Source organism: Curvibacter sp. APW13 (genome assembly GCF_032337135.1).
In the GTDB taxonomy this organism is placed as follows: Bacteria; Pseudomonadota; Gammaproteobacteria; order Burkholderiales; family Burkholderiaceae_C; genus Allorhodoferax.
Genome location: NZ_JAVXZZ010000003.1, coordinates 12,971 through 35,834, shown reverse-complemented (window position 1 = coordinate 35,834; position 22,864 = coordinate 12,971). Strand labels below are relative to the sequence as shown.

General features: G+C 64.0%; 19 protein-coding genes. 11 read left to right on the top strand and 8 right to left on the bottom strand.

The window, feature by feature from the left end; genetic code table 11:
• Positions 1 to 28: 28 nt before the first annotated feature.
• Positions 29 to 673 carry a bifunctional 4-hydroxy-2-oxoglutarate aldolase/2-dehydro-3-deoxy-phosphogluconate aldolase gene (eda, locus tag RQP54_RS13330; protein WP_315678868.1) on the bottom strand — a complete coding sequence of 215 codons (645 nt, stop codon included), beginning with the start codon at positions 671 to 673 and terminating at the stop codon, positions 29 to 31.
• 34 nt (positions 674 to 707) lie between these two features.
• Positions 708 to 2,573, bottom strand: coding sequence for a phosphogluconate dehydratase (gene edd / locus RQP54_RS13325; RefSeq protein ID WP_315678867.1), 1,866 nt, complete (start codon positions 2,571 to 2,573; stop codon positions 708 to 710).
• 126 nt (positions 2,574 to 2,699) lie between these two features.
• Between edd and pdxH the strand changes: the two genes are divergently transcribed.
• Positions 2,700 to 3,356, top strand: a complete 657-nt coding sequence (gene pdxH, locus RQP54_RS13320) for a pyridoxamine 5'-phosphate oxidase (RefSeq protein WP_315678866.1) — start codon at positions 2,700 to 2,702, stop codon at positions 3,354 to 3,356.
• 48 nt (positions 3,357 to 3,404) lie between these two features.
• Here the strand turns inward: pdxH and RQP54_RS13315 are convergent, their stop codons facing one another.
• The 4 genes from RQP54_RS13315 to msrA all read right to left on the bottom strand — a co-directional run bounded on the left by RQP54_RS13315 (position 3,405) and on the right by msrA (position 6,581).
• On the bottom strand, positions 3,405 to 3,551 hold the full coding sequence (locus RQP54_RS13315; RefSeq protein WP_315678865.1) for a DUF3149 domain-containing protein: 147 nt from the start codon (positions 3,549 to 3,551) through the stop codon (positions 3,405 to 3,407).
• Positions 3,552 to 3,704: 153 nt separating this feature from the next.
• Positions 3,705 to 4,208, bottom strand: coding sequence for a DUF3299 domain-containing protein (locus tag RQP54_RS13310; RefSeq protein WP_315678864.1), 504 nt, complete (start codon positions 4,206 to 4,208; stop codon positions 3,705 to 3,707).
• A gap of 19 nt (positions 4,209 to 4,227) precedes the next feature.
• On the bottom strand, positions 4,228 to 5,967 hold the full coding sequence (locus tag RQP54_RS13305; RefSeq protein WP_315678863.1) for an STAS domain-containing protein: 1,740 nt from the start codon (positions 5,965 to 5,967) through the stop codon (positions 4,228 to 4,230).
• A gap of 83 nt (positions 5,968 to 6,050) precedes the next feature.
• Entirely contained in the window at positions 6,051 to 6,581 is a 531-nt protein-coding gene (gene msrA, locus RQP54_RS13300; RefSeq protein WP_315678862.1) for a peptide-methionine (S)-S-oxide reductase MsrA, read from the bottom strand.
• An 89-nt stretch (positions 6,582 to 6,670) separates the two neighbouring features.
• Between msrA and RQP54_RS13295 the strand changes: the two genes are divergently transcribed.
• The 8 genes from RQP54_RS13295 (at position 6,671) to RQP54_RS13260 (ending at position 16,911) form a co-directional block, all read left to right on the top strand.
• Positions 6,671 to 7,336 carry a TetR/AcrR family transcriptional regulator gene (locus RQP54_RS13295; RefSeq protein WP_315678861.1) on the top strand — a complete coding sequence of 222 codons (666 nt, stop codon included), beginning with the start codon at positions 6,671 to 6,673 and terminating at the stop codon, positions 7,334 to 7,336.
• A 7-nt stretch (positions 7,337 to 7,343) separates the two neighbouring features.
• Positions 7,344 to 8,480, top strand: a complete 1,137-nt coding sequence (locus tag RQP54_RS13290) for an efflux RND transporter periplasmic adaptor subunit (RefSeq protein WP_315678860.1) — start codon at positions 7,344 to 7,346, stop codon at positions 8,478 to 8,480.
• 2 nt (positions 8,481 to 8,482) lie between these two features.
• Positions 8,483 to 11,623 (top strand): efflux RND transporter permease subunit, encoded by a 3,141-nt coding sequence (locus RQP54_RS13285; RefSeq protein ID WP_315678859.1) that lies wholly within the window; start codon positions 8,483 to 8,485, stop codon positions 11,621 to 11,623.
• A gap of 48 nt (positions 11,624 to 11,671) precedes the next feature.
• Positions 11,672 to 12,328, top strand: coding sequence for a protein-L-isoaspartate O-methyltransferase (locus RQP54_RS13280; protein WP_315678858.1), 657 nt, complete (start codon positions 11,672 to 11,674; stop codon positions 12,326 to 12,328).
• 14 nt (positions 12,329 to 12,342) lie between these two features.
• Complete coding sequence (locus RQP54_RS13275) at positions 12,343 to 12,684, top strand: rhodanese-like domain-containing protein (RefSeq protein WP_315678857.1); 342 nt, start codon at positions 12,343 to 12,345, stop codon at positions 12,682 to 12,684.
• Between the two features lie 51 nt (positions 12,685 to 12,735).
• Positions 12,736 to 14,073, top strand: a complete 1,338-nt coding sequence (locus RQP54_RS13270; RefSeq protein ID WP_315678856.1) for a TolC family outer membrane protein — start codon at positions 12,736 to 12,738, stop codon at positions 14,071 to 14,073.
• Positions 14,074 to 14,152: 79 nt separating this feature from the next.
• Entirely contained in the window at positions 14,153 to 15,346 is a 1,194-nt protein-coding gene (locus tag RQP54_RS13265; protein WP_315678855.1) for an adenylate/guanylate cyclase domain-containing protein, read from the top strand.
• A 176-nt stretch (positions 15,347 to 15,522) separates the two neighbouring features.
• A complete protein-coding gene (locus RQP54_RS13260) occupies positions 15,523 to 16,911 on the top strand; it encodes an L-serine ammonia-lyase (RefSeq protein WP_315678854.1) in 1,389 nt (462 codons plus the stop codon).
• A gap of 94 nt (positions 16,912 to 17,005) precedes the next feature.
• On the opposite strand, the gene RQP54_RS13255 is transcribed toward RQP54_RS13260, so the two are convergent.
• Positions 17,006 to 19,891: a methyl-accepting chemotaxis protein gene (locus tag RQP54_RS13255; protein ID WP_315678853.1), complete on the bottom strand. Its 2,886-nt coding sequence runs from the start codon at positions 19,889 to 19,891 to the stop codon at positions 17,006 to 17,008.
• A gap of 258 nt (positions 19,892 to 20,149) precedes the next feature.
• On the opposite strand from RQP54_RS13255, the gene RQP54_RS13250 reads away from it, so the two are divergent.
• Entirely contained in the window at positions 20,150 to 20,500 is a 351-nt protein-coding gene (locus RQP54_RS13250) for a DUF3147 family protein (protein WP_315678852.1), read from the top strand.
• Positions 20,501 to 20,704: 204 nt separating this feature from the next.
• Positions 20,705 to 21,619, top strand: coding sequence for a crotonase/enoyl-CoA hydratase family protein (locus tag RQP54_RS13245; RefSeq protein ID WP_315678851.1), 915 nt, complete (start codon positions 20,705 to 20,707; stop codon positions 21,617 to 21,619).
• A 17-nt stretch (positions 21,620 to 21,636) separates the two neighbouring features.
• Here RQP54_RS13245 and RQP54_RS13240 read toward each other — a convergent pair whose 3' ends face one another.
• Positions 21,637 to 22,770: an FIST signal transduction protein gene (locus RQP54_RS13240; protein WP_315678850.1), complete on the bottom strand. Its 1,134-nt coding sequence runs from the start codon at positions 22,768 to 22,770 to the stop codon at positions 21,637 to 21,639.
• Between the last annotated feature and the right edge of the window lie 94 nt (positions 22,771 to 22,864).

The following is a 22,864-nucleotide window of genomic DNA, read 5'->3' as shown; positions in this document are numbered from 1 at the left end:
GCAGTAAATACGAGGGCTTGAGGCTGATTTAAGCCTTTCTCAGGGCCTGCGTCTGTGCCGCCAGGGCAGTGATGCGGGCCCAGTCCCCCGCCTCCATGGCGTCCTGCGGCACCAGCCAGGAGCCGCCCACGCACACCACATTGGGCAGGGCCAGCAACTCGGCCGCGTTGGCTTGCGTGACGCCACCCGTGGGGCAGAAGCGCACGTCAAAGAACGGGCCGGACCAGGCCTTGAGCATGGCCGGGCCACCAGCCTGCATGGCAGGGAAGAACTTGAGCTCGGTGTAGCCGTCTTCCTGCGCCATCATGATCTCGCTGCCCGTTGCCACACCGGGCAACAAGGCCAGCCCCACGTCCTTGCACGCCCGCCCCACGGTAGAGGTGTAGCCCGGGCTGACCGAGAAGCGAGCGCCCGCCTTGGCTGCGGCTGCCGCATCAGCGGCGCTGCGCACCGTACCGGCACCGACCACGGCCTCCGGCACTTCAGCGGCAATGCGCTCCATGCAGGCCAGAGCCTGCGGCGTGCGCAGGGTGATTTCCAGCATGCGTACGCCACCAGCCACCAGGGCACGGGCCATGGGCACGGCATGGGCCACGTCCTGCAACACGATAACGGGAATGACGGGGGCGTCCTGCATGACCTGCAAGGCGGTGAGGGAGGTAGATGTGCTCATGGTCTTTTTCGGATGTCTTCTGTTGATCGTGCCATCACAGCCAGGTGCAGGCGCCCTGCTCGGCCGCCAGTGCATTGCGGCGCATGCCGGCAAACAGGCCACGGCCCAGGCCTTGGCCGTTGGCGGTGCGCAGCTCCTGGGGCATGGTGGCCAGCGGCCGTGCCGCCCATTCGCCCGCATCCACCAGTACCTCCAGTGTGCCGGCCGTGGCGTCCAGTCGAATCCGATCCCCGTCACGCACTTTGGCCAGGGGGCCGCCTGCGGCCGCCTCGGGGGATACGTGGATGGCCGCCGGCACCTTGCCCGAGGCGCCGCTCATGCGTCCGTCGGTCACCAGGGCCACCTGGAAACCCTTGCCCTGCAGCACGGCTAGCGGCGGCGTGAGCTTGTGCAGTTCGGGCATGCCGTTGGCCTGCGGCCCCTGCCAGCGCACCACGCACACCACGTCGCGCTCCAGCTCGCCGGCCTTGAAGGCTTGCTGCAAGGCGTCCTGCGAATCGAACACGCGCGCCGGTGCCTCGACGACATGGCGCTCCACCGGCACGGCGGACACCTTGATGACACTGCGGCCCAGCTTGCCAGTCAGCAGCTTGAGCCCGCCCGTGGCGCTGAACGGATTGGATGCCGGGCGCACCACGGTCTCGTCGCCGCTGGTGTCGGCCACGGTCCAGTGCAGGGACCGACCATCGTCCGCCACGGTGGGCACACCGGTGAATTCGCGCAGGCCACCCGGTCGCACCGTCAGCACATCGCCATGCATGAAGCCCGCATTCAACAGTTCATGGATGATGAAGCCGGGGCCACCCGCGGCCTGGAACTGGTTCACATCCGCCGTACCGTTGGGGTACACACGGGCCAGCAAGGGCACCACGTCGGACAGTTCAGCAAAGTCGTCCCAGTCGATCAGAATGCCAGCAGCGCGCGCCACCGCCACCCAGTGGATCAGGTGGTTGGTCGAACCACCCGTGGCCAGCAGCGCCACCATGGCGTTGACGATGCAGCGCTCGTCGACCACGCGGCCAATCGGCGCTGGGCGCGCCAGCACGGTGCGCACCGCTTCGCGCGTGAGCGCCTCTCGCGGCAGCGCGTGGGGGTGGATGAAGGCGCTGCCCGGCACATGCAGGCCCATGGCCTCGAGCAGCATCTGGTTGCTGTTGGCGGTGCCGTAGAAGGTGCAGGTGCCTTCGCCATGGTAGGCCGCCGATTCGGCCTGCAGCAGCGCCTCACGCCCTACCAGACCCTGGGCCGCCTGTTCGCGCACCTTGGCCTTGTCGGTGTTCGACAGACCCGACGACATGGGCCCGGCGGGGACGAATACCGTCGGCAAGTGGCCGAACTGCAGTGCACCAATGAGCAGGCCCGGCACGATCTTGTCGCACACACCCAACATCAGGGCGCAGTCGAACACGTCGTGGCTCAAGCCCACCGCGGTACCCATGGCGATCACATCGCGGCTGAACAGGCTCAGCTCCATGCCCGGCGTGCCCTGGGTCACGCCATCACACATGGCCGGCACACCACCGGCGACCTGCGCCGTGGCACCGCAACGGCTCGCTTCGTCCTTGATGATGGCCGGGTAGGACTGGTAGGGCGCATGGGCCGACAGCATGTCGTTGTAGGCCGTGATGATGCCGATGTGCAAGGGGCGCTGCGCCACCACGCCAATGGCGTCCAGACCCGACACCTTGCGCTTTTCAGCCTCGGGCATGGCGGCAAAGGCGTGGGCCACGTTGGCACAACCCAGGCGTTGGCTGCCGGGGGGGCGTTGGGCCAGGGCATCGACGCCAGCCAGATACTCGGCGCGGGTGGCCGCGCTGCGTGAACGGATGCGTGCTGTGACCGCAGCCACCACGGGGTGCAGGGGAGCATTGGAAGACGGGTTACCGGAGGACAAGCTCATGAATTCAGCCTTGTAACAAAATTACATGTTTTGATGGTAACCAGTTTCATGGGCGCTGGGAATACTACGCAGTTACCAAATGGGTACCAAAACGATCCGGCCCATCGACTGCCTATACTGGAGTCCATGAGTACCGACATTGCCTCCCTGCGAAAGAGTTACGAGCGCGCTGAACTCAGCGAAGACGCCTCGCATGCCGACCCGCTGCGCCAGTTCGAACAGTGGTTCAACGAAGCGGTGGCGGGCGAAGTGCCGGAGCCCAACGCCATGACCCTGGCCACCGTGGACAGCCGCTTGCGCCCCTCGACCCGCGTGGTGCTCATCAAGGGCTTCGACGAGCGCGGCATCACCTGGTTTACCAACTATGACAGCCGCAAAGGCCAGACCCTGGCGGGCAATCCCTTCGCTGCGCTGCAGTTTCATTGGGTGGAGTTGGAGCGCGTGGTGCGCATCGAGGGCCGGGTCGAGAAGGTCAGCGACGAGGAAAGTGACGCCTACTTCCACAGCCGCCCGCTGGACTCGCGCATCGGGGCCTGGGCCTCACCGCAGAGTCAGGTGATTTCAAGCCGCAACGTGCTGGTGACCAATGCCGCCAAGTACGGTGCCAAATTCATGCTGCAGCCGCCGCGTCCACCGCATTGGGGCGGCTACCGCCTGGTGCCCGACCAATGGGAGTTCTGGCAGGGGCGCAAGAGCCGGCTGCATGACCGGCTGCGCTACCGGCAGGAAGATGCACCCGATGGTACCGGCCTGCGCTGGGTGCGCGAGCGGCTGGCGCCCTGAGTTTGAGCGCTGCAGGAAAAAGAAAGGGCGCCTTGAGCGCCCTTGTTCTTACTTGCCAGCCGCGGCTTTCGCGTCCTCGTCCATCTTGCGCTGGAAGAAGGATTTGAACCAGAAGCCCATGAAGATCACGAATACGATCACCCCCAGGCTCATCAGTCCATAGTCGGTGGAGAAAAGGTCCAGCATTGCTTTCATGAGAAACGTCCTTGCGTCAATACTTCGATAGGGCCGCGCCGACAAAGCAACGGCTGTCGGCAGTTTAAATCCTCACATATCGTAAGGACATCCACAGATTCCTCAAGTGTTGACGCAGATCAAAGATCACGCCCGCAGCCGCCGCTGCACAGGTCATTTGACCGGAACGGCATCTGTTATCCGGTAATACAGCCCATAGGGGTCGTCTTCCAGCACCGCAAACTGGCCTTCCACGACCACGGCCTCCATGCTGTATTTCACCGGGGTCTTGGTCTTGACTTCGACCATGCTCTCTGGGCCTCCGGGAACGCAGAACGAACAGGTCAACGGCACGGAACTCAGCAGGAAGTGCTTCTGGTTCTCCCCCGGCTGCAAGGGCATCATGAATCCCTGAACACGTTGGGTCTTCTTGTTCAAGGCCTGGACGCCGCTCGGGAATACCGGCAGCAGCCGGTTGTTGACGTTCTTGGTCTTGATGGCTGTCAGGAAGTTCCATGACAGGACATCAGGGCGCTCCTGCAATGGCTTGAACGGGCTGTTGGGACTGTGCACACCCGCACCGCTGCCCGCGGGCGCAGCGCCAATAGGGCTGCCCAGCTGGGCCCCAGCAGGCAATACACAACACGCGATCAGAACACTGGCAAGAATCTTTTTCATGGCATGCAACCCCACCGCATCACCGCGTCCGCAACACAACGCTGGCATGGTCATTGATGCCAATGACGTTGAAGAACGCAGCCACAAGACGGGACAAATCCTGAAACTGCACATGGCAACCCTGTGCTTCCAGGTTCGCCACCCAATTCAGGATAGCACCGGCAGCCGCGAAATCAACACGGATCAGGTAGCTGCACGACACCACCAACTGGTGGGCGCCCTGGCTGCGATCGCGTAACTCCGACAACGCCTGATCCGCATCGCCCAAGAGCTCGCCCACCAGTTCGACGACGTTCGAAGTCTCCGGTGTCAGCAGGCCAAACACCGAGGCACGCGCGCCATCGAGTTCACCCATCATGCTTTCCTGTGCCTGGGTGTCAGCAGCCACCGCCATTTCGTGCACACACTCGCACAGCGGCGGCTCCCACGAAGGAGGCGATAGTTCATAGACCATGCAGAAATCCAGCGCGACCTGCTCGAATTCATCCAACAGCGACAGCACGCGCAGGGCATTCAGGCGCAAGCGCCACCACTCGCGGTCAGTACGCACATCCGCGCCGGGTGTGCGCGCCTTGAGCACGCGCATCCACTGGGGGGTACCGGTGAACTCGAACTGCAGGGGCTTGGCGGCCCAACGCTGCAGCAGGTCGGCAAACGGCTTGGCAGCCTCATCCGCGATCGCCTGCACCCCTTCCCAATGCACATGCACCACGCCAGAAGTCCGCTCCACCAGCCGCTCCAGCGCCTGCAGCGAGGCAAGCTCCAATTGCGCCGGGCAAGTCCATTCGTCCGGGTGCTGCTCCACTGGCGATGCCTGCGAATGGGCCCGTTTGTCCCGCACCATCGTCGGCATGCAATACCACTCGGGCGGACTGGTGCCGAAACGCTCGGCATACTGCAGCGCAAACTGATCGAACGCATCCTTGGCCCCGGTGGCTCGGTGCAGGTCAAAGATTGCCCCCGCATACAGCTGCACCGACTCGGGCTTGCCTTCCGGCGCATTGAACCCCTGCTCCAGCAACACCAGCGCTCCAGCCGGGTCCCCTTCGGCGTAACGGATCGATGCCTCCTGCAGGTCCGGATCACCCAGCGTGACGCCCATTTCGATTGAAATGAGCTTCGAATTGGAAAAACCGCTGATTCCGCTGTCAAGCAAGGACGACTGCGACGGCACAAAACCCACCACCACCGGGTCGGTGCTGGCAGCCTTGCCCGCAGCCGTCAACGCTGCCGGCTGGGTCGGTGGCGCTGTAGCGAACTCGAAACCGTCGAGCAGATCGACGCCAGGCGGCGGATCGTCAGCCCCCATGCGCACCGACGAGATGACCGGCTTGGGCTGGGGTTTGGGTGCACTGAGCGGAGCCGGTCGCGACAGCGGGGCGGGCACCCCCAATTCCTCGGACTTTCGCGCCCACCAGTTGCGCGACATCTGGGCTTCGATGTCGTTGATTTTCTGCACCGTGTTGTGGCGGTCCTTTTCCTGGTAGCCGCCACTGCTCTGGAACACTTGGGCCCGCCCGGCAACATAGCTGCTGGTGACGATGCCGTTGGAACGGATCTTGCGCAAATAGTCGAACTCGCGACGACGGATGATGTCGTCACGACGCTTTTGCTCGACGCGGGCTTTCAGTGCCTCCTGGGTGGTGTCTGCGCCTCGGTCCTGTCGCGACTCCTGCTCGTCAGACGCAGCTTTCTCGTCTTTGCGGATCAGACTGGCTACCTTGGACAGCAGCCCTACGCTGTTCTCTTTCACGGCCATGGCGCAGTCTAACCCGTTGCCATGGTTTTGGGTGATCTTTGCATGCGAGCGCGGCTCGGGGTCTTGCCGGTGTGGCGCCGGTGCTACTTGCGCAGCCGCGCCAGCGTCTGGCGGAATTTGGCAACCTTAGGCGCCGCCACGGCCAGGCAGTAGCCTTGCGCCGGGTTCTTGGTGAAGAAATCCTGGTGGTACTCCTCGGCGCGCTGGTAGCGGTCCAATGGCGCTATTTCGGTCACCACCGGTCGATCCCAGAGCCCCTGCTCGCGCTGCGCATCCAGCCATGCCTGGGCACGGTCCGCCTGCGCTTGCTGCGTCCAGTAGATGCCACTGCGGTATTGCGTCCCTACATCGTGGCCCTGTCGATTCAGGGTCGTGGGATCGTGGATCAGGAAAAACACCTCCAGCAATTCCTCCAACTGCACCTGGGCACTGTCATAGCGCAGGTGCACCACTTCGCAATAACCGGTGCGCCCAGTGCACACGGCCTCGTAGTCGACCTTGTCGGTGTGTCCGTTGCAATACCCCACTTCCAGCGCAATCACGCCCCGCACCTCGCGAAATACCGCCTCGGTGCACCAGAAACAGCCCCCACCCAGCGCCAGCACCTGCTCCATACATACTCCTCGTAGCACCCGCGCAGTCAGCGCGGATTTGACAAGCCAGACTTTGCGCCATAAACTAATAACCAATTGGTCAGTAACTTATGCCCACACGCTTCTGCCCCCTTTCCTCTGTCCCTGGTGTCCGGCGCGAACGCCGCAAGGAGGCGCGTCCGGGCGAACTGCTGGCCGCAGCCTTGCAGCTGTTTGTGGAAAAGGGCTTTGCCGCCACCCGTGCCGAAGAGGTGGCCCGGCTGGCCGGGGTATCCAAGGGCACCCTCTTCCTGTACTTTGCCAGCAAGGAAGACCTGTTCAAGGCGGTGGTGCGGGAAAACCTTTCAGGCCAGTTTCCGGAATGGAACGCCCGCTTTGAAGCCTATGAGGGCAGTACGCCCGACCTTGTCCGTCTGTTCCTGTTTCAGTGGTGGGAAACGGTTGGCAACAGCCCCATATCCGGAATCATCAAACTGATGACGAGCGAAGCCAGCAACTTTCCTGAACTTGCTGCATTTTACGAGCAGGAAGTCATAGAGCCCGGCAGACGCCTGATCGAACGCATCCTGCAGCGCGGTATCACCAACGGTGAGTTCGCGCCCCTCGATCTGCGCTATGGGGTATACACCCTGCTGGCACCCATGCTGTTCCTGGCCACCTGGAAGCACTCCTTCGGGGCCTGCACCCAGTTTGCCGACACCATCGATCCGCAGGAGTACCTGCGCGTGCAATCCGAAATCATTCTGCGCGGCTTGGCGGCCGCCCCCAACACCTGAGCAAGTCATGAAACCCTGGATGAAATGGGCGGCTGCGACCGCCACCGTCGTGCTGCTGGGCGCGGTCACTGTCCGACTGTTGAGCGCACGCAATGCCAAAGAGGAGGCCCTGCAGGCGCAGCAGGCGCTCCTGAAAACCGCGGTCGTGCTCCAGGTCAATGCTGCGGACGTGACGCCTGTGCAGCAACTGGAGCTCCCGGTCAGCATCGCCATCACCGGCTCACTGAAGGCCGTCGACTCCGCCGTCGTCAAGGCGCGCATTGCGGGCGAGTTGCGCGATCTGGTGGTGCGCGAGGGTGACACCGTCAAGGCCGGCCAGGTGCTGGCGCGCATTGAGCCTACCGAATACCAGGCCCGCCTGAAGCAGGCCCAGGAGCAGGCCGAGTCCGCCAAGGGTCAGCTCGACATTGCCAAGCGCAACTTTGAGAACAACCGCTCCCTGGTAGACCAGGGCTTCATTTCCAAGACCGCGCTGGACACCTCGGCCGCCTCGCTGGCCAGTGCCCAGGCCACCTACCAGGCCGCACAGGCGGGGGCCGATGTGGCGCGCAAGACTCTGGACGATGCCGTGCTGCGTGCCCCGATATCGGGTCAGGTGTCGCAGCGCCTGGCCCAACCCGGCGAACGCGTCGGCGTGGATGCCCGCATCATCGAAATCGTCAACGGTTCCCGACTGGAACTCGAGACCGCCCTGAGCCCGGCCGAATCGCTGCTGGTGCGCCCGGGCCAGGTAGCACGACTGCGCCTGGAAGGCAGCAATCAGGACATCCGGGCCCGTGTGGTGCGCATCAACCCCAGCGCCAACACCAGTACCCGCACCGTCACTGCCTACCTGAGCATCGACAGCACAGGCAACCTGCGTCAGGGCCTGTTCGCCCAAGGGCAGCTGGCCACCGGTGCAACCACCAAGGCACTGGCCGTGCCACTCGCCAGTGTGCGTACCGACAAACCCCAACCCTACGTACAGGTACTGCAGGACGGCAAGGTGCAGCATGTACCGGTCACGGTGACGCTGCGCAGCGAATGGCAGGGCCAGCCCTATGCCGCAGTGGAAGGCGTCGCCCAGGACACCCCGGTGCTCGCGGGCACGCTGGGTGCCGTACGCGCCGGTACTGCCGCTACGGTGGCCAAGGCAGGTAACTGAGCATGTGGTTCACGCGCGTCAGTCTCAAGAACCCGGTATTCGCCACCATGGTGATGCTCGCCCTGGTGGTGCTGGGCCTGTTTTCCCTGCAACGCCTCAAGGTCGATCAGTTCCCGAACATCGACTTTCCCGTCGTCGTTGTGGTCACCGATTACCCCGGTGCCTCGCCAGAGATCGTGGAGAGCGAAGTCTCCAAGAAGGTCGAGGAAGGCGTCAACTCGATTGCCGGCATCAACGCCCTGACCTCGCGCAACTACGAAGGCCAGAGCGTGGTGGTGATCGAATTCGGCCTGCACATCGACGGCCGCAAGGCCGCCGACGACGTACGTGAGAAGGTGGCTTCGGTCAAGCCGCTGCTGCGCAGCGAGGTCAAGGAGCCGCGCGTGCTGCGCTTCGACCCGTCGGCCAGGGCCGTCTGGTCAGTAGCCCTCATTCCGGACACCAAGGCCGGTGCACCCAGCGCCGTGGAGTTGACCAATTGGGCCGAGCAGACCTTCAAGAAGCGTCTGGAGAACGTGCGCGGCGTGGGCTCTGTGACCGTGGTGGGTGGCACCAAGCGAGAGATCAACCTCTACCTCAACCCGCGCGCAATGGAAGCACTGGGCGTGACGCCCGAGCAGGTCGTGAACGCCGTTCGCTCGGAGAACCAGGACGTGCCTGTGGGCACCATCCGCTCACGGGAACAGGAACGCGTGATCCAGATCGATGCCCGCATGGAGCGCCCGGAGGATTTCGGCCGCATCATCGTCGCGCGCAAGAACGGGGTCCCGATTCGGCTCGACCAGGTCGCGCGGGTGAACGACGGCGCCCAGGAGGAGGAAAGCCTGGCGCTGTACAACGGCCAACGCACCCTGCTGCTCACGGTGCAGAAATCGCAGGACGCCAATACCATCGCCGTCGTCGACGGCCTGAAGCAGACCCTGGAGGAACTGCAGAAGATCGCGCCCCAGGGCGTGAAGCTCGAACCCATCTTCGATGGCTCGCGCCAGATCCGGGTCTCGGTGGAGAACGTACGCCGCACGCTCATCGAAGGTGCCGTGCTCACGGTGCTGATCGTGTTCCTGTTCCTCAACTCCTGGCGCTCGACGGTCATCACCGGGCTGACACTGCCCATCGCCCTGATCAGCACCTTCCTGTTCATGGACATGTTCGGTTTTACCGTCAACATGATCACGCTCATGGCCTTGTCGCTGTGCGTGGGCCTGCTCATCGACGACGCCATCGTAGTGCGGGAAAACATCGTGCGCCATGTCCAGATGGGCAAGAACGCGTATGACGCGTCGATGGACGGCACCCAGGAGATTGGCCTGGCCGTGCTGGCCACCACACTTTCCATCGTGGCCGTGTTCCTGCCGATCGGCTTCATGGGCGGCATCATCGGCAAGTTCTTCCACGAGTTCGGTGTCACCATCGTCGCGGCGGTGCTGATCTCCATGTTCGTGAGCTTCACGCTCGACCCCATGCTGTCCTCGGTGTGGCACGACCCCTCGATCGAGGAGCACATGCGCCACGGCCCGCCGGTCACGCTCTACGACAAGACCATCGGGCGCGTCACCGGCGCCTTCGACCACGCCACCGAGCTGCTGGCCGACTTCTACCAAAGCATCCTGCGCTGGGCACTGCAGCACAAGCTGGCCAGCACCGTCGCCGCCGCTCTCATTTTCGTAGCTAGCGTCGCCCTCGTTCCGCTGCTTGGGACCGAATTCGTACCCAAGAGTGACTTCTCCGAAACCACGGTCAACTTCTACACCCCGGTCGGTTCCTCACTGGAAGTCACCGAGGCCCGCGCACGCGACGTGGAGAACGTGATCCGTTCCTTCCCCGAAGTGCGCTACACGCTGACCACCATCAACACCGGCAATGCCCAGGGCAAGATGTACGCCAGCATCTACATCCGCCTGATCGACCGCAAGGACCGCAAGCTCAGCGTCGACGAGATGTCGGTGGTGTTGCGCCAGAAGCTGCGCGAGGTGCCGGGCGTCACCATCACCCACGTCGGCCTGCTCGATTCAGTGGGCGGCCAGAAGCAGATCCTGTTCTCCCTCCTGGGACCGGACGTTGGCGAGCTCGAACGCCTGAACCAGCTGGTGATGGACAAGGTGCGCCCGATTCCCGGCCTGGTGGACCTGGATTCCAGCGTCAAGCCCAACAAGCCCACCCTGGAAGTGCAGATCAACCGCGACGCCGCCTCCGACCTCGGTTTCAACGTGTCGCAACTGGGCAGTTCGCTGCGCACCCTGGTGGCAGGGCAAACCGTGGGCAACTGGCGCGCACCGGACGACCAGACCTACGACGTGAACGTGCGCCTGGCACCCGATGCGCGCGCCCGCCCAGCGGAGCTGGCCTCGCTGCCCTTCGCTTCCGGCACCCTGCCCGATGGCAGTGCCCGGATCGTGCGCCTGGGCCAGGTCGCCCGCGTGGTCGAGTCCACCGGTCCGAACCAGATCAACCGCCGCGACCTCACCCGCGAAGTGGCCCTGTCGGCCAACGTATCGGGCCGCTCGGCCGGGGAAGTGTCGAACGACATCAAGCGCGCCATGGAAAGCATCCAGCTGCCCCCTGGGTACAGCTACAAGTTCAGCGGCTCGACCAAGGACATGGCCGAGTCCTTCGCCTACGCGGTGTCGGCCCTGGTCATGGCGATCGTCTTCATCTACATGATCCTGGCCAGCCAGTTCAAGAGCTTCCTGCAACCGCTGGCGCTCATGACCTCGCTGCCGCTCACGCTCATCGGCGTGGTGCTTGCGCTCATGATGTTCAACTCCACCATGTCCATGTTCTCCATCATCGGCATCGTGATGCTCATGGGTCTGGTGACCAAGAACGCCATCCTGTTGGTGGACTTCGCCATCCGCGCCCGCGAAGACGGCATGGAGCGCACCGAAGCGCTGCTGATGGCGGCCAAGGTGCGGCTGCGCCCCATCCTCATGACCACCCTGGCCATGGTGTTCGGCATGGTACCGCTGGCCTTTGCCCTCACCGAAGGTTCGGAAATGCGCGCCCCCATGGGGCAGGCGGTCATCGGCGGCGTCATCACGTCCTCGGTACTGACCCTGGTGGTGGTGCCGGTGGTGTATTGCTACATGGACGACCTGGGGGCGTGGATGCGCCGTCTGTTCGGGGCAAAGACCCCCAAACAGTAGAATCGGGGATATTCTGCTAACATACCCCACGGAGTATCAAAAATGGACATGGCCGAGATTCAAAAAGCACGCTTCAACATGGTCGAACAGCAGGTTCGCCCCTGGAATGTTTCCGATGAAGCCCTGCTGGCATTGCTGCTGAGCGTTCCGCGCGACGCCTTCGTGCCCGCTGGCAACGAAGGCATGGCCTTTGCCGACATTGAGCTGCCCACCGCCTGCGGTGAGCGCATGCTGGCACCCAAGGTCCAGGCCAAGCTGGTGCAGGAACTGCGCCTGCAGAAGACCGACCGCGTGCTCGAAATCGGCACCGGCACCGGCTACATGACCGCCCTGCTGGCCAACCTGGCCGAGCGCGTGGTGTCGCTGGAACAGCACGCTGAGCTGGTGACCCAAGCCCAGAACAACCTGGCCAAGGTCGGTATCCGCAATGCCCAGGTGCGCCAGGGCGACGGCGCCAAGGGCGCTGCGGTGGACGGTCCGTATGACGCCATCGTGCTGGCCGGCTCGGTGGCCGAAGTTCCGCAGGCCTTGCTGGACCAACTGCAAACCGGTGGCCGACTGGTCGCCATCGTCGGTGACGAGCCCATCATGCGCTGCGAGCTCTATACCCGCACCGGTACCAGCACCTTCACCAAAGCCACGCCGTGGGACTGCAATGCCCCCCGGCTCCATCACTTTCCCACCCCCTCGCGCTTCAGTTTCTGAAGCCCCCACTGAACATGATTGACCAGATCCGCCCCACTGACCTGCCGCAATGGATGGCTGCCAACGCCGCCCACGGACCCGCCGTGGTGCTCGATGTACGCGAGCCCCACGAATTGCAGATGGCCAGCATCAAGGCGGATGGGTTTGAACTGGTGTGCATTCCGATGGGGGTGATTCCGCCGCGCCTGAACGAACTGGACCCGGACCGCCCGGTGGCCTGCCTGTGCCACCACGGTGGCCGCAGCCAGCAAGTGGCCCATTTCCTGGCCAGCCGCGGATTTGCCCACGTCGCCAATATCGCAGGCGGCATCAATGCCTGGTCGGCCGAGGTCGACCCGAGCGTGCCGCGCTATTGATTGCGTGCCCACCAGCCCCACCTCTTTCCGATTCTGAAAGCAGAAGTCACCATGTTCACCACCCCCTCCTTCCGCCTGCTCCCGCTGACCCTGGCCCTGGGCCTGGCCGCCTCGGCCCACGCGCAGTCCCTGAGCGAGCTGTACAAGGCCGCCCGCAGCTACGACGCCACCTACCAGTCCGCCAGATCCCAGTTCGATGCCACGCTGGCCAAGGCAGAACAGGCCAAGGCCGCGTTGCTGCCCACCGTGGGCTTGAGCGCCAGCACCAACCAGTACAACACCGAGGCCAAGGAACCCACCGCCAAGACCTACGACTGGAACGACCAGAAGTGGAGCGTGTCGGCTTCCCAACCCCTGTACCGCCCGGCCAACGCCGCCAGCTATGACCAGGGCATGCAGCAGGTGAAGCTCGCCAACGCCCAGTTGCAGGCAGCCGAACAGGACCTGATGGTGCGTGTGGGCCAGGCCTACTTCGACGCCCTGGCCGCGCGCGACAGCCTGGCACTGGTGGGCAAGCAGAAGGAAGCGGTATCTGAGCAGCTGGCCTCGGCCAAGCGCAACTTCGAGGTCGGCACCGCCACCATCACCGACACCCGCGAGGCCCAGGCACGCTACGACCTGGTCTTGGCCCAGGAAATTGCTGCCGAGAACGACCTGCGCGTCAAGACCCTGGCGCTGCAGCAGTTGGTGGGCTCCAGCACCGCCGCACCCGTGTCCCTACGCGACGACGCTAGCCTGCCCACGAGCGGCAGCGACAGCGCCGAGCAATGGGTCGGCAAGGCACTGAACGGCCACCCTGCCCTGCAGCAACTGCAGGTGGCACTGGATGTGGCCAAGCTGGAAACCAAGAAGGCTGAAGCTGGCCACCTGCCCACGCTCGACCTCGTGGGGGCCTACCAGTACAGCGCCTCGCAAGGCACCTTGTCGTCCACTACGGGCAAAGCCACCAACATCAGCTCCAACACCGCCACCGTGGGCCTGAGCTTCACGCTTCCGCTGTACGCCGGCAATGCCATCACCAACCGCGTGCGTGAAACTGCTGCGCTGCAAGCCAAGGCCGACACCGATCTGGAGGCCAGCAAGCGCACCATCTCGCAAGGCGTGCGCACCGCCTATTTCGGCGTGCAATCCGGCCTGGCCCAGGTCAAGGCACTGGAAGCCGCGGAAGCCTCCAGCCAGAGCGCGCTGGACGCCAACAAGCTCGGCTACCAGGTGGGTGTGCGCATCAACATCGACGTTCTGAACTCCCAGAGCCAGCTCTATGACACCAAGACCAAGCTGGCCAAGGCGCGCTACGACGTACTGCTGGGCGGCCTGAAGCTGCGCCAGGCAGCGGGCGTACTGCAGACCGACGACCTCGACAGCGTGTCGAAGCTGCTGGCACAGTAAGCGCACCGGGTTACCGCCTCGGCGAGGGCTGCATCGCCGCTCAGGGTTTCTTAAGACAGCGCAGGTATTTTCGCGCTCCATGTCTTTTGCACACCCTGAACCGAAAACAGCCAATGCCATGGCGCAGGTATTTCTGGGCCATGCCGGACATGTCCCTCTGGCGCTGATCATCCTCGAAGCATTGCAGGCACAGCCGGGCTACTTCGCGGGCATGGACGCCTACTTGCTGCTGGCAGCCGGTGTCAGCCAGGCCTGGTTTGCCCACCGCTTCCGGGCGTCCCCCCGCACGGGCCGGGTGCTGTCCAATTTCGTCGGCCCCGCCCTGTACTCCCTCGGTGAATTTGCCGCCGAGGGCACGAACTTCCTTGCCCAATGGCACCACCTGGCCTATTGGGGCTTTGCCCTGGCGTTTGCCCTGGTGCAAGGCGCCCAGCTCGGCTGGCGGCATGCCAAGGTCGCAGCGACGGTGGGCGAAAGCGTGGTTCGGGCCTCCATTCCCCTGGTCACTTACGCCCTGTTTGAGGCCCATGCGGACGGGAAAGCCCTCTCCTTCAGCGTGTTCTGGGCCGACATGACCCACCAGTACCTGAGCATCGTCCTGTTGCTGCTGGGCACCCTGATGGGGTTTCTGGAGGTGAATCTGCAACGCGCGCAAGCTGCCGTGCGCGCCCTGACCGACCAACTGCATGTGTATTCGAGCTGGGCGCTGGGCCACAACGTGCTCGAACGTGCACTCGAAGACGTTCGCACCCTTTCACTCAAGCGGATGCACCGTGCCCTGCTGTTTGTCGATATTCGTGGTTTTACCGCGTGGAGCGAACAGCGCACGCCGGAAGAAGTGGTACAGATGCTCAACCGTTTCTATGCAGAGTCGGAAGGCGCCTTGGGCACGACACCCATCAAGCTCAAGTACACCGCCGATGAAATATTGGCCGTGTTCGAGCACACGGAACAGGCGCTCGCAGCCGCCCAGGCCTTGCTGACCCAACTGCACACCACACTGGAGCCGCTGAACCTGAGTGCAGGAGCCGGGCTGCATTACGGCCCGGTGGTCGAAGGGGTGTTGGGCGGTTCCCAGTCGAAGGCCTACGACGTCATCGGCGATACGGTGAATACGGCCCAACGCCTGTGTGATGCTGCCCAAAGCTGGGAGCTGCTGCTGTCCGAGGCAGCCGTTGCATCCGGCACATGCAAGCCCACCACCTGGCGCAGCATCCAGGTCAAGGGAAAGGCCCATGCTTTGTCGGTCGCCAGCCTCCGACTGCCCTCTTGATTGCATGAACAGGGCGGTTGATCCGTCTGGAGACAGCCCTGGAAACGGCGACAGGAAATGAGGGGGCCAGGTTCGAACGAACGGAGCGGCAATAATCACCGGCCTTGCCACGCGGCCGACGGCGCCAGCAAACCGCGATTCAATTCAAGCCCGGCCTCTCTGAAAGGAATACCCCCATGGCAGTTTCCGTATTCGACCTGTTCAAGATCGGCATTGGCCCCAGCAGCTCACACACTGTGGGCCCCATGCGGGCCGCGCGGTTGTTTGCGCTGCGTCTGGAGTCCGAGGGGGTGCTGGACAAAACGGCCACCGTGCGCTGCTGGCTGCATGGCTCGCTCGGGGCCACAGGCAAGGGCCACGGCAGCGACACCGCCGTGCTGCTGGGGCTGATGGGGCACGAGCCCGATACGGTCGAGGTGGACCACATTGCCGCCTACCTGGCCGACGTGCGTACCCACAAGCGCCTCACCTTGCCCGGTGGCCACACCATTGCCTTCAACGAAAAAGACGACCTGCTGTTCATGCGCGCAGCCCTGCCCTTCCATGCCAACGGCATGCGGCTGCAAGCCTTCGATGCGGCGGGTACGGCGCTGTGCGAGCGCACCTACTACTCGGTGGGTGGCGGCTTCATCGTCAGCGATGAGGTGGCGGCCGACGGCGCGCGCCAGAAGGTGATTGCCCCCGACGCCACGGTACTGCCCATGCCCTTTACCACGGGCGAGCAGTTGCTGGCGCAGTGCCGGGCGCGGCGCCTGACCATCGCCCAGGTGATGCGCCGCAACGAACAACATTGGCGCAGCGACGCCGAGATCGACGCCGGGCTGGAGCGCATCTGGCAGGTGATGCAGGCCTGCGTGCAGCGCGGTTGTGCCACCGAAGGTGTGCTGCCCGGTGGCTTCAAGGTCAAGCGCCGTGCCAAGGCGCTGCGCGATGCGCTCACATCCAAACCCGAAGAAGCACTGCGCGACCCGTTGCAGGTGCTGGACTGGGTCAACCTCTACGCCCTGGCGGTGAACGAGGAGAACGCCGCTGGCGGACGTGTGGTCACCGCCCCCACGAACGGCGCGGCCGGCATCATCCCGGCCGTGTTGCACTACTACACGCGTTTCGTGCCGCAGGCCTCCAGCCAGGGCGTGCACGACTTCCTGCTCACGGCGGCGGCCATCGGCATCCTGTACAAGGAAAACGCCAGCATCAGCGGCGCCGAGGTAGGCTGCCAGGGCGAGGTGGGCGTGGCCTGCTCCATGGCCGCCGGTGCCCTGTGCGCGGTGCTGGGTGGTACGCCCGAGCAGGTGGAGAACGCCGCCGAGATCGGCATGGAACACCACCTGGGCCTGACCTGCGACCCGGTGGGCGGGCTGGTGCAGATACCGTGCATCGAACGCAATGCCATTGCCTCGGTGAAGGCCATCAACGCCGCACGCATGGCCCTGCGCGGCGACGGCAGCCACTTCGTGAGCCTGGACAAGGTCATCAAGACCATGCGCGACACCGGCGCCGACATGAAGACCAAGTACAAGGAAACGGCCCGCGGCGGGCTGGCCGTGAACATTGTGGAGTGCTGACCGTCCCAACCGACGACAAGGTCCACCAACCCTTGCTACGGGCCCCGCACTGAGGTGCTGACCCGATCAGGAAAGGGGCTTACGCTGGTGCCACTCATTGCCCGATGCGCGGCACGAACGGGCGAGAGCGATCGGCCTCGCGGCGACCGCTGGGCAGCGAGGCCAGGCCCGATGGCCTGGCACGGCCATCGCCGACACGGAAAAACGCAACGCTTTCCTGCAGTTGCTCGGCTTGCCCACTGAGCTCCTCGCTCGTCGCTGCCAACTGCTCCGAGGCACTGGCGTTCTGTTGTGTGGCCTTGGAGAGTTGCCCCATGGCCCCACCAATCTGCACCACGCTTTCGCTTTGCTCGGCACTGGCCGCAGCAATCTCCTGCACCAGCTCGCTGGTCTTCTGGATGCTGGGCACGATCTCGTCGAGCAGCTTGCCCGCACGCTCCGCCGTGGTCACCGAGTTGCCCGCCAGTTCGCCAATTTCCTTGGCCGCTTCCTGGCTGCGCTCGGCCAGCTTGCGCACCTCCGCCGCCACCACCGCAAAGCCCTTGCCATGCTCTCCCGCCCTCGCCGCCTCGATGGCCGCATTGAGCGCCAGCAGGTTGGTCTGGTAGGCAATGTCGTCGACGATGCCGATCTTGGCGGCGATCTGTTTCATGGCCCCCACCGTCTGGTTCACCGCTGCACCGCCTTCCACTGCTTCCTTGCTGGTCTTGGTGGCCATGCCATCGGTGACCTTGGCGTTGTCGCTGTTCTGGCTGATCGAGGCACTCATGGTGTCGATCTGGGCCGTGGTTTCCTCCACGCTGGCGGCCTGCTCGCTGGCAGCCTGGCTCAGGCTCTGTGCCGTGGCCGAGACTTGCCCTGCGGCATTCGTCACGGCGTCGGCCGCCGCACGCACTTCGGCGAGCACGCGGGCCAGGTTCTCGGCCGTCGCGTTCGCACTGTCCTTGACCTTGCCGAACAGGCCCTGGTAGTCGCGTTCGATACGCTGAGACAGATCCCCCGTGGCGAAGGCCTCAAGCAGGCGGGCGATGTCGTTGAGACCCCGCTCACTGTTGTCCATCACCTGGTTCATGCCTTCGGCAAGGGTAGCGAAGAATCCGGTCTTGCCAGCCTGATCCAGGCGTATGGCGAACTCGCCCTCGGAAGCGGCCTTCACCAGCGCTGCCACCTCGTTTTCGGCCTTCACCTCGGCCGTTCGGTCGAACCACTCGACCACCGTACCCAGGCGTTCTCCTTGGGCACTCAGAATCGGGCTGGCGTTGAGGCCGAAGTACAGGCTACCCACCTGGATCTGGGTGCGGTAACTGGTCTTGAGTGCGGCCAGCAAGCCTCGCTGGTGGGCCGGATTGCGGTGGAACACGTCAATGTTCTGCCCGATCAGGCGGTTCGCATCGAACCGGGGCAACACCTTGCGCAATTCGCTTTCATTGCGTCGCATCATGTCCTGCACCGTATCGTTCATGAACACGATGTTGAGGTTGGCATCGGCAATCATCACGTTGGTGCTGGCCTTGTTCAGCGCCTGCACCACGCGCAGGTTCTCAACCGCTGCCTGGGCCGCAGCCCGCAGACCCTGCTGTACCTTTTCCACCGCTTCGCAGATGCGGGCCTTCTGGCCCGGCATGCGCTCCAGCGTCACGTCGAAGCGTCCGTCGGCATAGCCGCCCACCACGTCGACGACCCGCTGGGTCACTTCGATGTGCGACTGCACCAGTTCGTTGACGTACTGCGCCATGGTGGCGAAGCCCCCCGGAAGGTTGGAGGCCGCCATGCGGTAATCCAGCATGCCAGCGGCATGCTGGCGCGCCATTTCCTCCTGGGCCTGCTGGAAACGCCCCAGCACCGCATGGACATCGCGCAGGGACAACAACACCTTGGAGACCTCGTCGCGCGAACTGGGCGGCTGCGGCGGGTTGCTCAGGTCACCATGGGCCAGTTCATCCAGGTGCTGTTCCAGGGCTGCCAGGTCCTTGCGGGTGTGGACATAGAAGCTCATGAACAGGTAGGCTGCCACCACCAGAAGCACCACGATCAGGGCCAACACGGCCTGCAGCTTGCCCTGCAGGGTCGCAATGCGCTGAAGCAGCAAACCGTCCAGGGCCGGCCAGCCCTTGGCGGCAAAGTCGTCGACTCGCTTCACGGCAGCCTGCCCCTGGGCAAAGTATTGCACCGCAGTCAGCCCTTCCTTCACCAGCAGCGCATCGCTGTCTTTGGCCATCTCAATGAAGGACTGGACGTCCTTGAACATGGCCATGTCAAGACTGGACTCCGTCGCGGGGGTCGCGGCGAGCGATTTCTTCAGGTTTTCGCTCGCATCATCCAGTTCCTTGGCGGCACCATGGGCCCAGACGGCATAGCGCTTGACGTCTTTCAGGTCGAGGGTCTTCTTGGCAGACTGGTGCTGCGCCAGTGCATAGGTGCCCCAGCCCCACAACTGGCCCAGGTCTTCCTTCAGCTGTGGCAGGAGCGCAAGGGTGGAGAACAGGTAGTAGGAATCGAGGTCCGGATCCAGCACCAGGGTCGATTCGTCACCGAGATGCCCGGTCAACTCCACCAGGGCGGCCGATACGGGGCCAAACACCGTCTTGCCATCGGCATCGACACCTTTGGGAACCGCCCGTGCCTTGGCCCAGGCCTGCTTCAGTGTATTCAGGTGTGTCTGTACATCCAAGGGATCACCGGAGGTAGCGACAAACCTGTCGAAGCGCTCCAGCTGTGCATCCACGTCCTTGGAAGCCGCGTCGAACTCGGCAGTGGCGTCAAAACCACCCAGATTGGCCCGCGTGGCATTACGCACACGCACCACTGCAGAAAGCAGCGGACCGATCTCCCGGTAGGCGTCAACCCCCAAGCGCTCCTTCTGCGCCGTCGCAATCTGGGCTGTCTGGTTGCTGACGAACGAATAGCCGAGTACCAGAATGGGCACCAGGAAAACCAGCGTGATCAGGAGCGCCTTGGCGGGAAATCGAATGCTCCCCATCAACCGCACACCTGGGCCCCAAATGCCCGCAGTGGTCCCAGAAGTTCCAACAGCTGTCGCCATGGTTTCAGTCTCCAAGTTCTCATTTATTGCGTCCGGCTGCCGCCCTGGCAAGCCGCAGCGGCAGGCCGTTTGAAACCTGCCGGCGAGGCAGTATGACAGCAACCGCCACTTTTTGCATCGCCCGTTTCCCCGGGGCCATCCAAGCTTGCGCAAGCACGGCACACGCCGGCGGATCATTGCCGCTACGATGGTGGCATGCCGTGGATCATCACCAAATACCTGATCACCGCCGCCGTGGTGGTGGCGGTGTCCGAACTCGCCAAACGCAGCGACAAGCTCGGGGCCCTGATGGCGGCGCTTCCGCTCGTGACCTTCCTGACCCTGGTGTGGCTCTATGTCGAAGGCCAACCGCAGGAGAAGATTGCCAACCACGCCTGGTACACCTTCTGGTACGTGGTGCCCACGTTGCCGATGTTCCTGGCCTTTCCCTGGCTGCTGCCACGCCTGGGCTTCTGGCCCACGCTGCTGGCCAGCGCCGCGCTCACCAGCCTGTGTTTCGCCGCCTTCGCCTACTGCCTGCGCCGCTGGGGCGTGGAGCTGATGTAGGCCGGCCAGTTCGCTCCTTCCAGTTGCTACTGAATCAGTAGCGCATTACGCACATTCCACCCGGGCTGCAGCCCATTTCACTGGAACTTCCGGACAGGAAGCCTGTCACCCAGGCGTCCCGGTGCGGGTTTGTTGGCATGGGCAGGGGCGCCCGACACCCCTAGTATTTGTCCACCAATCAAAACGCCAGCACGAGGTTTGCCCATGCCCACCTTCTCCACCCTGCGCATCGATGCCGACGCTACCAATCCGCGCGTTGCCCGCCTGCTGCTGAACCGCCCCGAGCGGCTCAACGCGATCACCGACGACACGCCACGCGAGATCCGCGCTGCCGTGGACTGGGCCAATGCGCAGAGCGACATCCACGTCATCGTGGTGGAAGGCGCAGGCAAGGGCTTTTGCGGCGGCTACGACCTGGCCGGCTCGGCTGAGTCGCACATCGAACACCCGTGCCAGCAGGAGAAGACACCCTGGGATCCGATGGTCGACTACGCCACCATGAAGCGCAACACCGAAGACTTCATGAGCCTGTGGAAAAGTCCCAAACCCACCATTGCCAAGGTGCATGGCGCGGCCGTGGCCGGGGGCAGCGACATTGCCCTGTGCTGCGACCTGATGGTGATGGCCGAGGATGCACGCATCGGCTACATGCCCACGCGCGTGTGGGGCTGCCCCACCACCGCCATGTGGACCTACCGTCTGGGCCCCACGCGCGCCAAGCAGCTCATGTTCACGGGTGATGTGATCAGCGGCAGCAAGGCCGCCGAGTGGGGCCTGGCCAATGCAGCAGTGCCGCTAGACCAGTTGGAAGCCGAAACCATGCGTCTGGCCAGCCGCATTGCGGGTGTGCCCAGCGGCCACCTGGCCATGCACAAGATGGTGGTCAACCAGGTGATGCTCAGCATGGGCCTGGAGCAGACCCAGATGATGGCCACGGTGTTCGACGGCATCACGCGCCACAACCCCGAGGGCCTGTGGTTCCGTCGCTATGCGCAGACCCATGGGTTCAAGGCCGCGGTGCAGTGGCGTGACGGCGGAGAGCCGATTCCCGAAGGTGACGAGGCCCGCGCCAGAATTGCCGAGCTGGAACGGCAGATGCAGCAGCCGCCCCCGGGCTGACGTCGCGCAGGCCGATTTCAGGGGGAGGCCACGCACACCAGCGCAGCGTTGTGGAACCGGGGAGCGTCCAGGTCCTCTATGCTGTCGATTTCCCCCAACGAGAGGGCTCCGAACAGGTGTGGGACACCGCCATCGCGACGCAAGCCCGCCAACTCCGTGTCGGCATCGCCCCCGAAGTGCATCCTGCGCCCAGCGCAGTAGAACGTCATCAGGCCACGTTGCGCGGCGTTGGCCTGGCGCAGGCCCTGACCCAAGGTGCTTAACAGTTCATGCACGCACTCGCTGTCCTGCAGGTGGGGAGCCCGCAGCAGCCGCAGGGCTGCATGGGGCGCGATCTCGCCCACACAGAACAGGGACTGGTCCTCACCCAATCCCACCGGAATGCGCACCAGCACATCGACCACGGTGATCACCCCGAATGGGAAATGCACGGCATAGTCGTAGAAATTCTCACGGGTCAGTGCCACCCTATATTCCCGGGCAACGACTTCCTGATAGACCTCGAACGCAGGGCGCCCATCAATCTGGAGTATCCGGTTGCCCTGAGCGGCCGTCGCACGCATCAACGCTTGGGACACCGGATAGGCGTGCCGTACCGCCGTGACCACTTGCGCTCCCAGGTTGATGGCCAGCACACCATGGCCCAGCAGTCGCTCGGCATCAAACAGACAGGGCATGTCGGTGAAGGTTTCACTGCCAGCATTGACACCGACATAGTGCGCAGGGGTATCGAGCCCCAGATGCAGTCCGTCCAGGACGGTACCTATGTCAGGAATCATGGCATCGAAGACGAAGAACACGGTGGGCCGGTGCACACCGCGCTGCACGACATCTGCAGTCCAGGCACGCAGTTGCTCCCTGCCCGCCTCGTCCAGAGGGGCTTGCAGCACATGCGACGGGCAGGTATCGAAACACACCAGCCACGCCCCCTGCGATCGGAAACCGTCCTCGACCACCAACGCCGGGAAGATGGCACCCATGAGTGGAATGGCGCGTGTGCGACACACCTCCTGCAGCCACGGTACGGCAACTTGTTCCTGCTCCGGCAGCAGCACCAGCAGGCCCAGGTCGGGATACCGTGCCTGCCAGGCCTGCACGGTCGCATCGACCTGCCCAGGTTCCAGCGCAACGTACTGTTGGTCCACAATCATGCTCTCTCTCCAACGTGAGGCACCACTGTACCGCAGCCGGCCTTGCATGATTGGCATGGGTAGCCATCACGCTGCGCCCTCCAAGGACACCTGC

What these genes read in the sequence shown, in the direction of transcription:
- eda (WP_315678868.1), bottom strand. Translation starts at nt 673, where the DNA reads ATGAGCACATCTACCTCCCTCACCGCCTTGCAGGTCATGCAGGACGCC.
- edd (WP_315678867.1), bottom strand. Translation starts at nt 2,573, where the DNA reads ATGAGCTTGTCCTCCGGTAACCCGTCTTCCAATGCTCCCCTGCACCCC.
- pdxH (WP_315678866.1), top strand. Translation starts at nt 2,700, where the DNA reads ATGAGTACCGACATTGCCTCCCTGCGAAAGAGTTACGAGCGCGCTGAA.
- RQP54_RS13315 (WP_315678865.1), bottom strand. Translation starts at nt 3,551, where the DNA reads ATGAAAGCAATGCTGGACCTTTTCTCCACCGACTATGGACTGATGAGC.
- RQP54_RS13310 (WP_315678864.1), bottom strand. Translation starts at nt 4,208, where the DNA reads ATGAAAAAGATTCTTGCCAGTGTTCTGATCGCGTGTTGTGTATTGCCT.
- RQP54_RS13305 (WP_315678863.1), bottom strand. Translation starts at nt 5,967, where the DNA reads ATGGCCGTGAAAGAGAACAGCGTAGGGCTGCTGTCCAAGGTAGCCAGT.
- msrA (WP_315678862.1), bottom strand. Translation starts at nt 6,581, where the DNA reads ATGGAGCAGGTGCTGGCGCTGGGTGGGGGCTGTTTCTGGTGCACCGAG.
- RQP54_RS13295 (WP_315678861.1), top strand. Translation starts at nt 6,671, where the DNA reads ATGCCCACACGCTTCTGCCCCCTTTCCTCTGTCCCTGGTGTCCGGCGC.
- RQP54_RS13290 (WP_315678860.1), top strand. Translation starts at nt 7,344, where the DNA reads ATGAAACCCTGGATGAAATGGGCGGCTGCGACCGCCACCGTCGTGCTG.
- RQP54_RS13285 (WP_315678859.1), top strand. Translation starts at nt 8,483, where the DNA reads ATGTGGTTCACGCGCGTCAGTCTCAAGAACCCGGTATTCGCCACCATG.
- RQP54_RS13280 (WP_315678858.1), top strand. Translation starts at nt 11,672, where the DNA reads ATGGCCGAGATTCAAAAAGCACGCTTCAACATGGTCGAACAGCAGGTT.
- RQP54_RS13275 (WP_315678857.1), top strand. Translation starts at nt 12,343, where the DNA reads ATGATTGACCAGATCCGCCCCACTGACCTGCCGCAATGGATGGCTGCC.
- RQP54_RS13270 (WP_315678856.1), top strand. Translation starts at nt 12,736, where the DNA reads ATGTTCACCACCCCCTCCTTCCGCCTGCTCCCGCTGACCCTGGCCCTG.
- RQP54_RS13265 (WP_315678855.1), top strand. Translation starts at nt 14,153, where the DNA reads ATGTCTTTTGCACACCCTGAACCGAAAACAGCCAATGCCATGGCGCAG.
- RQP54_RS13260 (WP_315678854.1), top strand. Translation starts at nt 15,523, where the DNA reads ATGGCAGTTTCCGTATTCGACCTGTTCAAGATCGGCATTGGCCCCAGC.
- RQP54_RS13255 (WP_315678853.1), bottom strand. Translation starts at nt 19,891, where the DNA reads ATGGGGAGCATTCGATTTCCCGCCAAGGCGCTCCTGATCACGCTGGTT.
- RQP54_RS13250 (WP_315678852.1), top strand. Translation starts at nt 20,150, where the DNA reads ATGCCGTGGATCATCACCAAATACCTGATCACCGCCGCCGTGGTGGTG.
- RQP54_RS13245 (WP_315678851.1), top strand. Translation starts at nt 20,705, where the DNA reads ATGCCCACCTTCTCCACCCTGCGCATCGATGCCGACGCTACCAATCCG.
- RQP54_RS13240 (WP_315678850.1), bottom strand. Translation starts at nt 22,770, where the DNA reads ATGATTGTGGACCAACAGTACGTTGCGCTGGAACCTGGGCAGGTCGAT.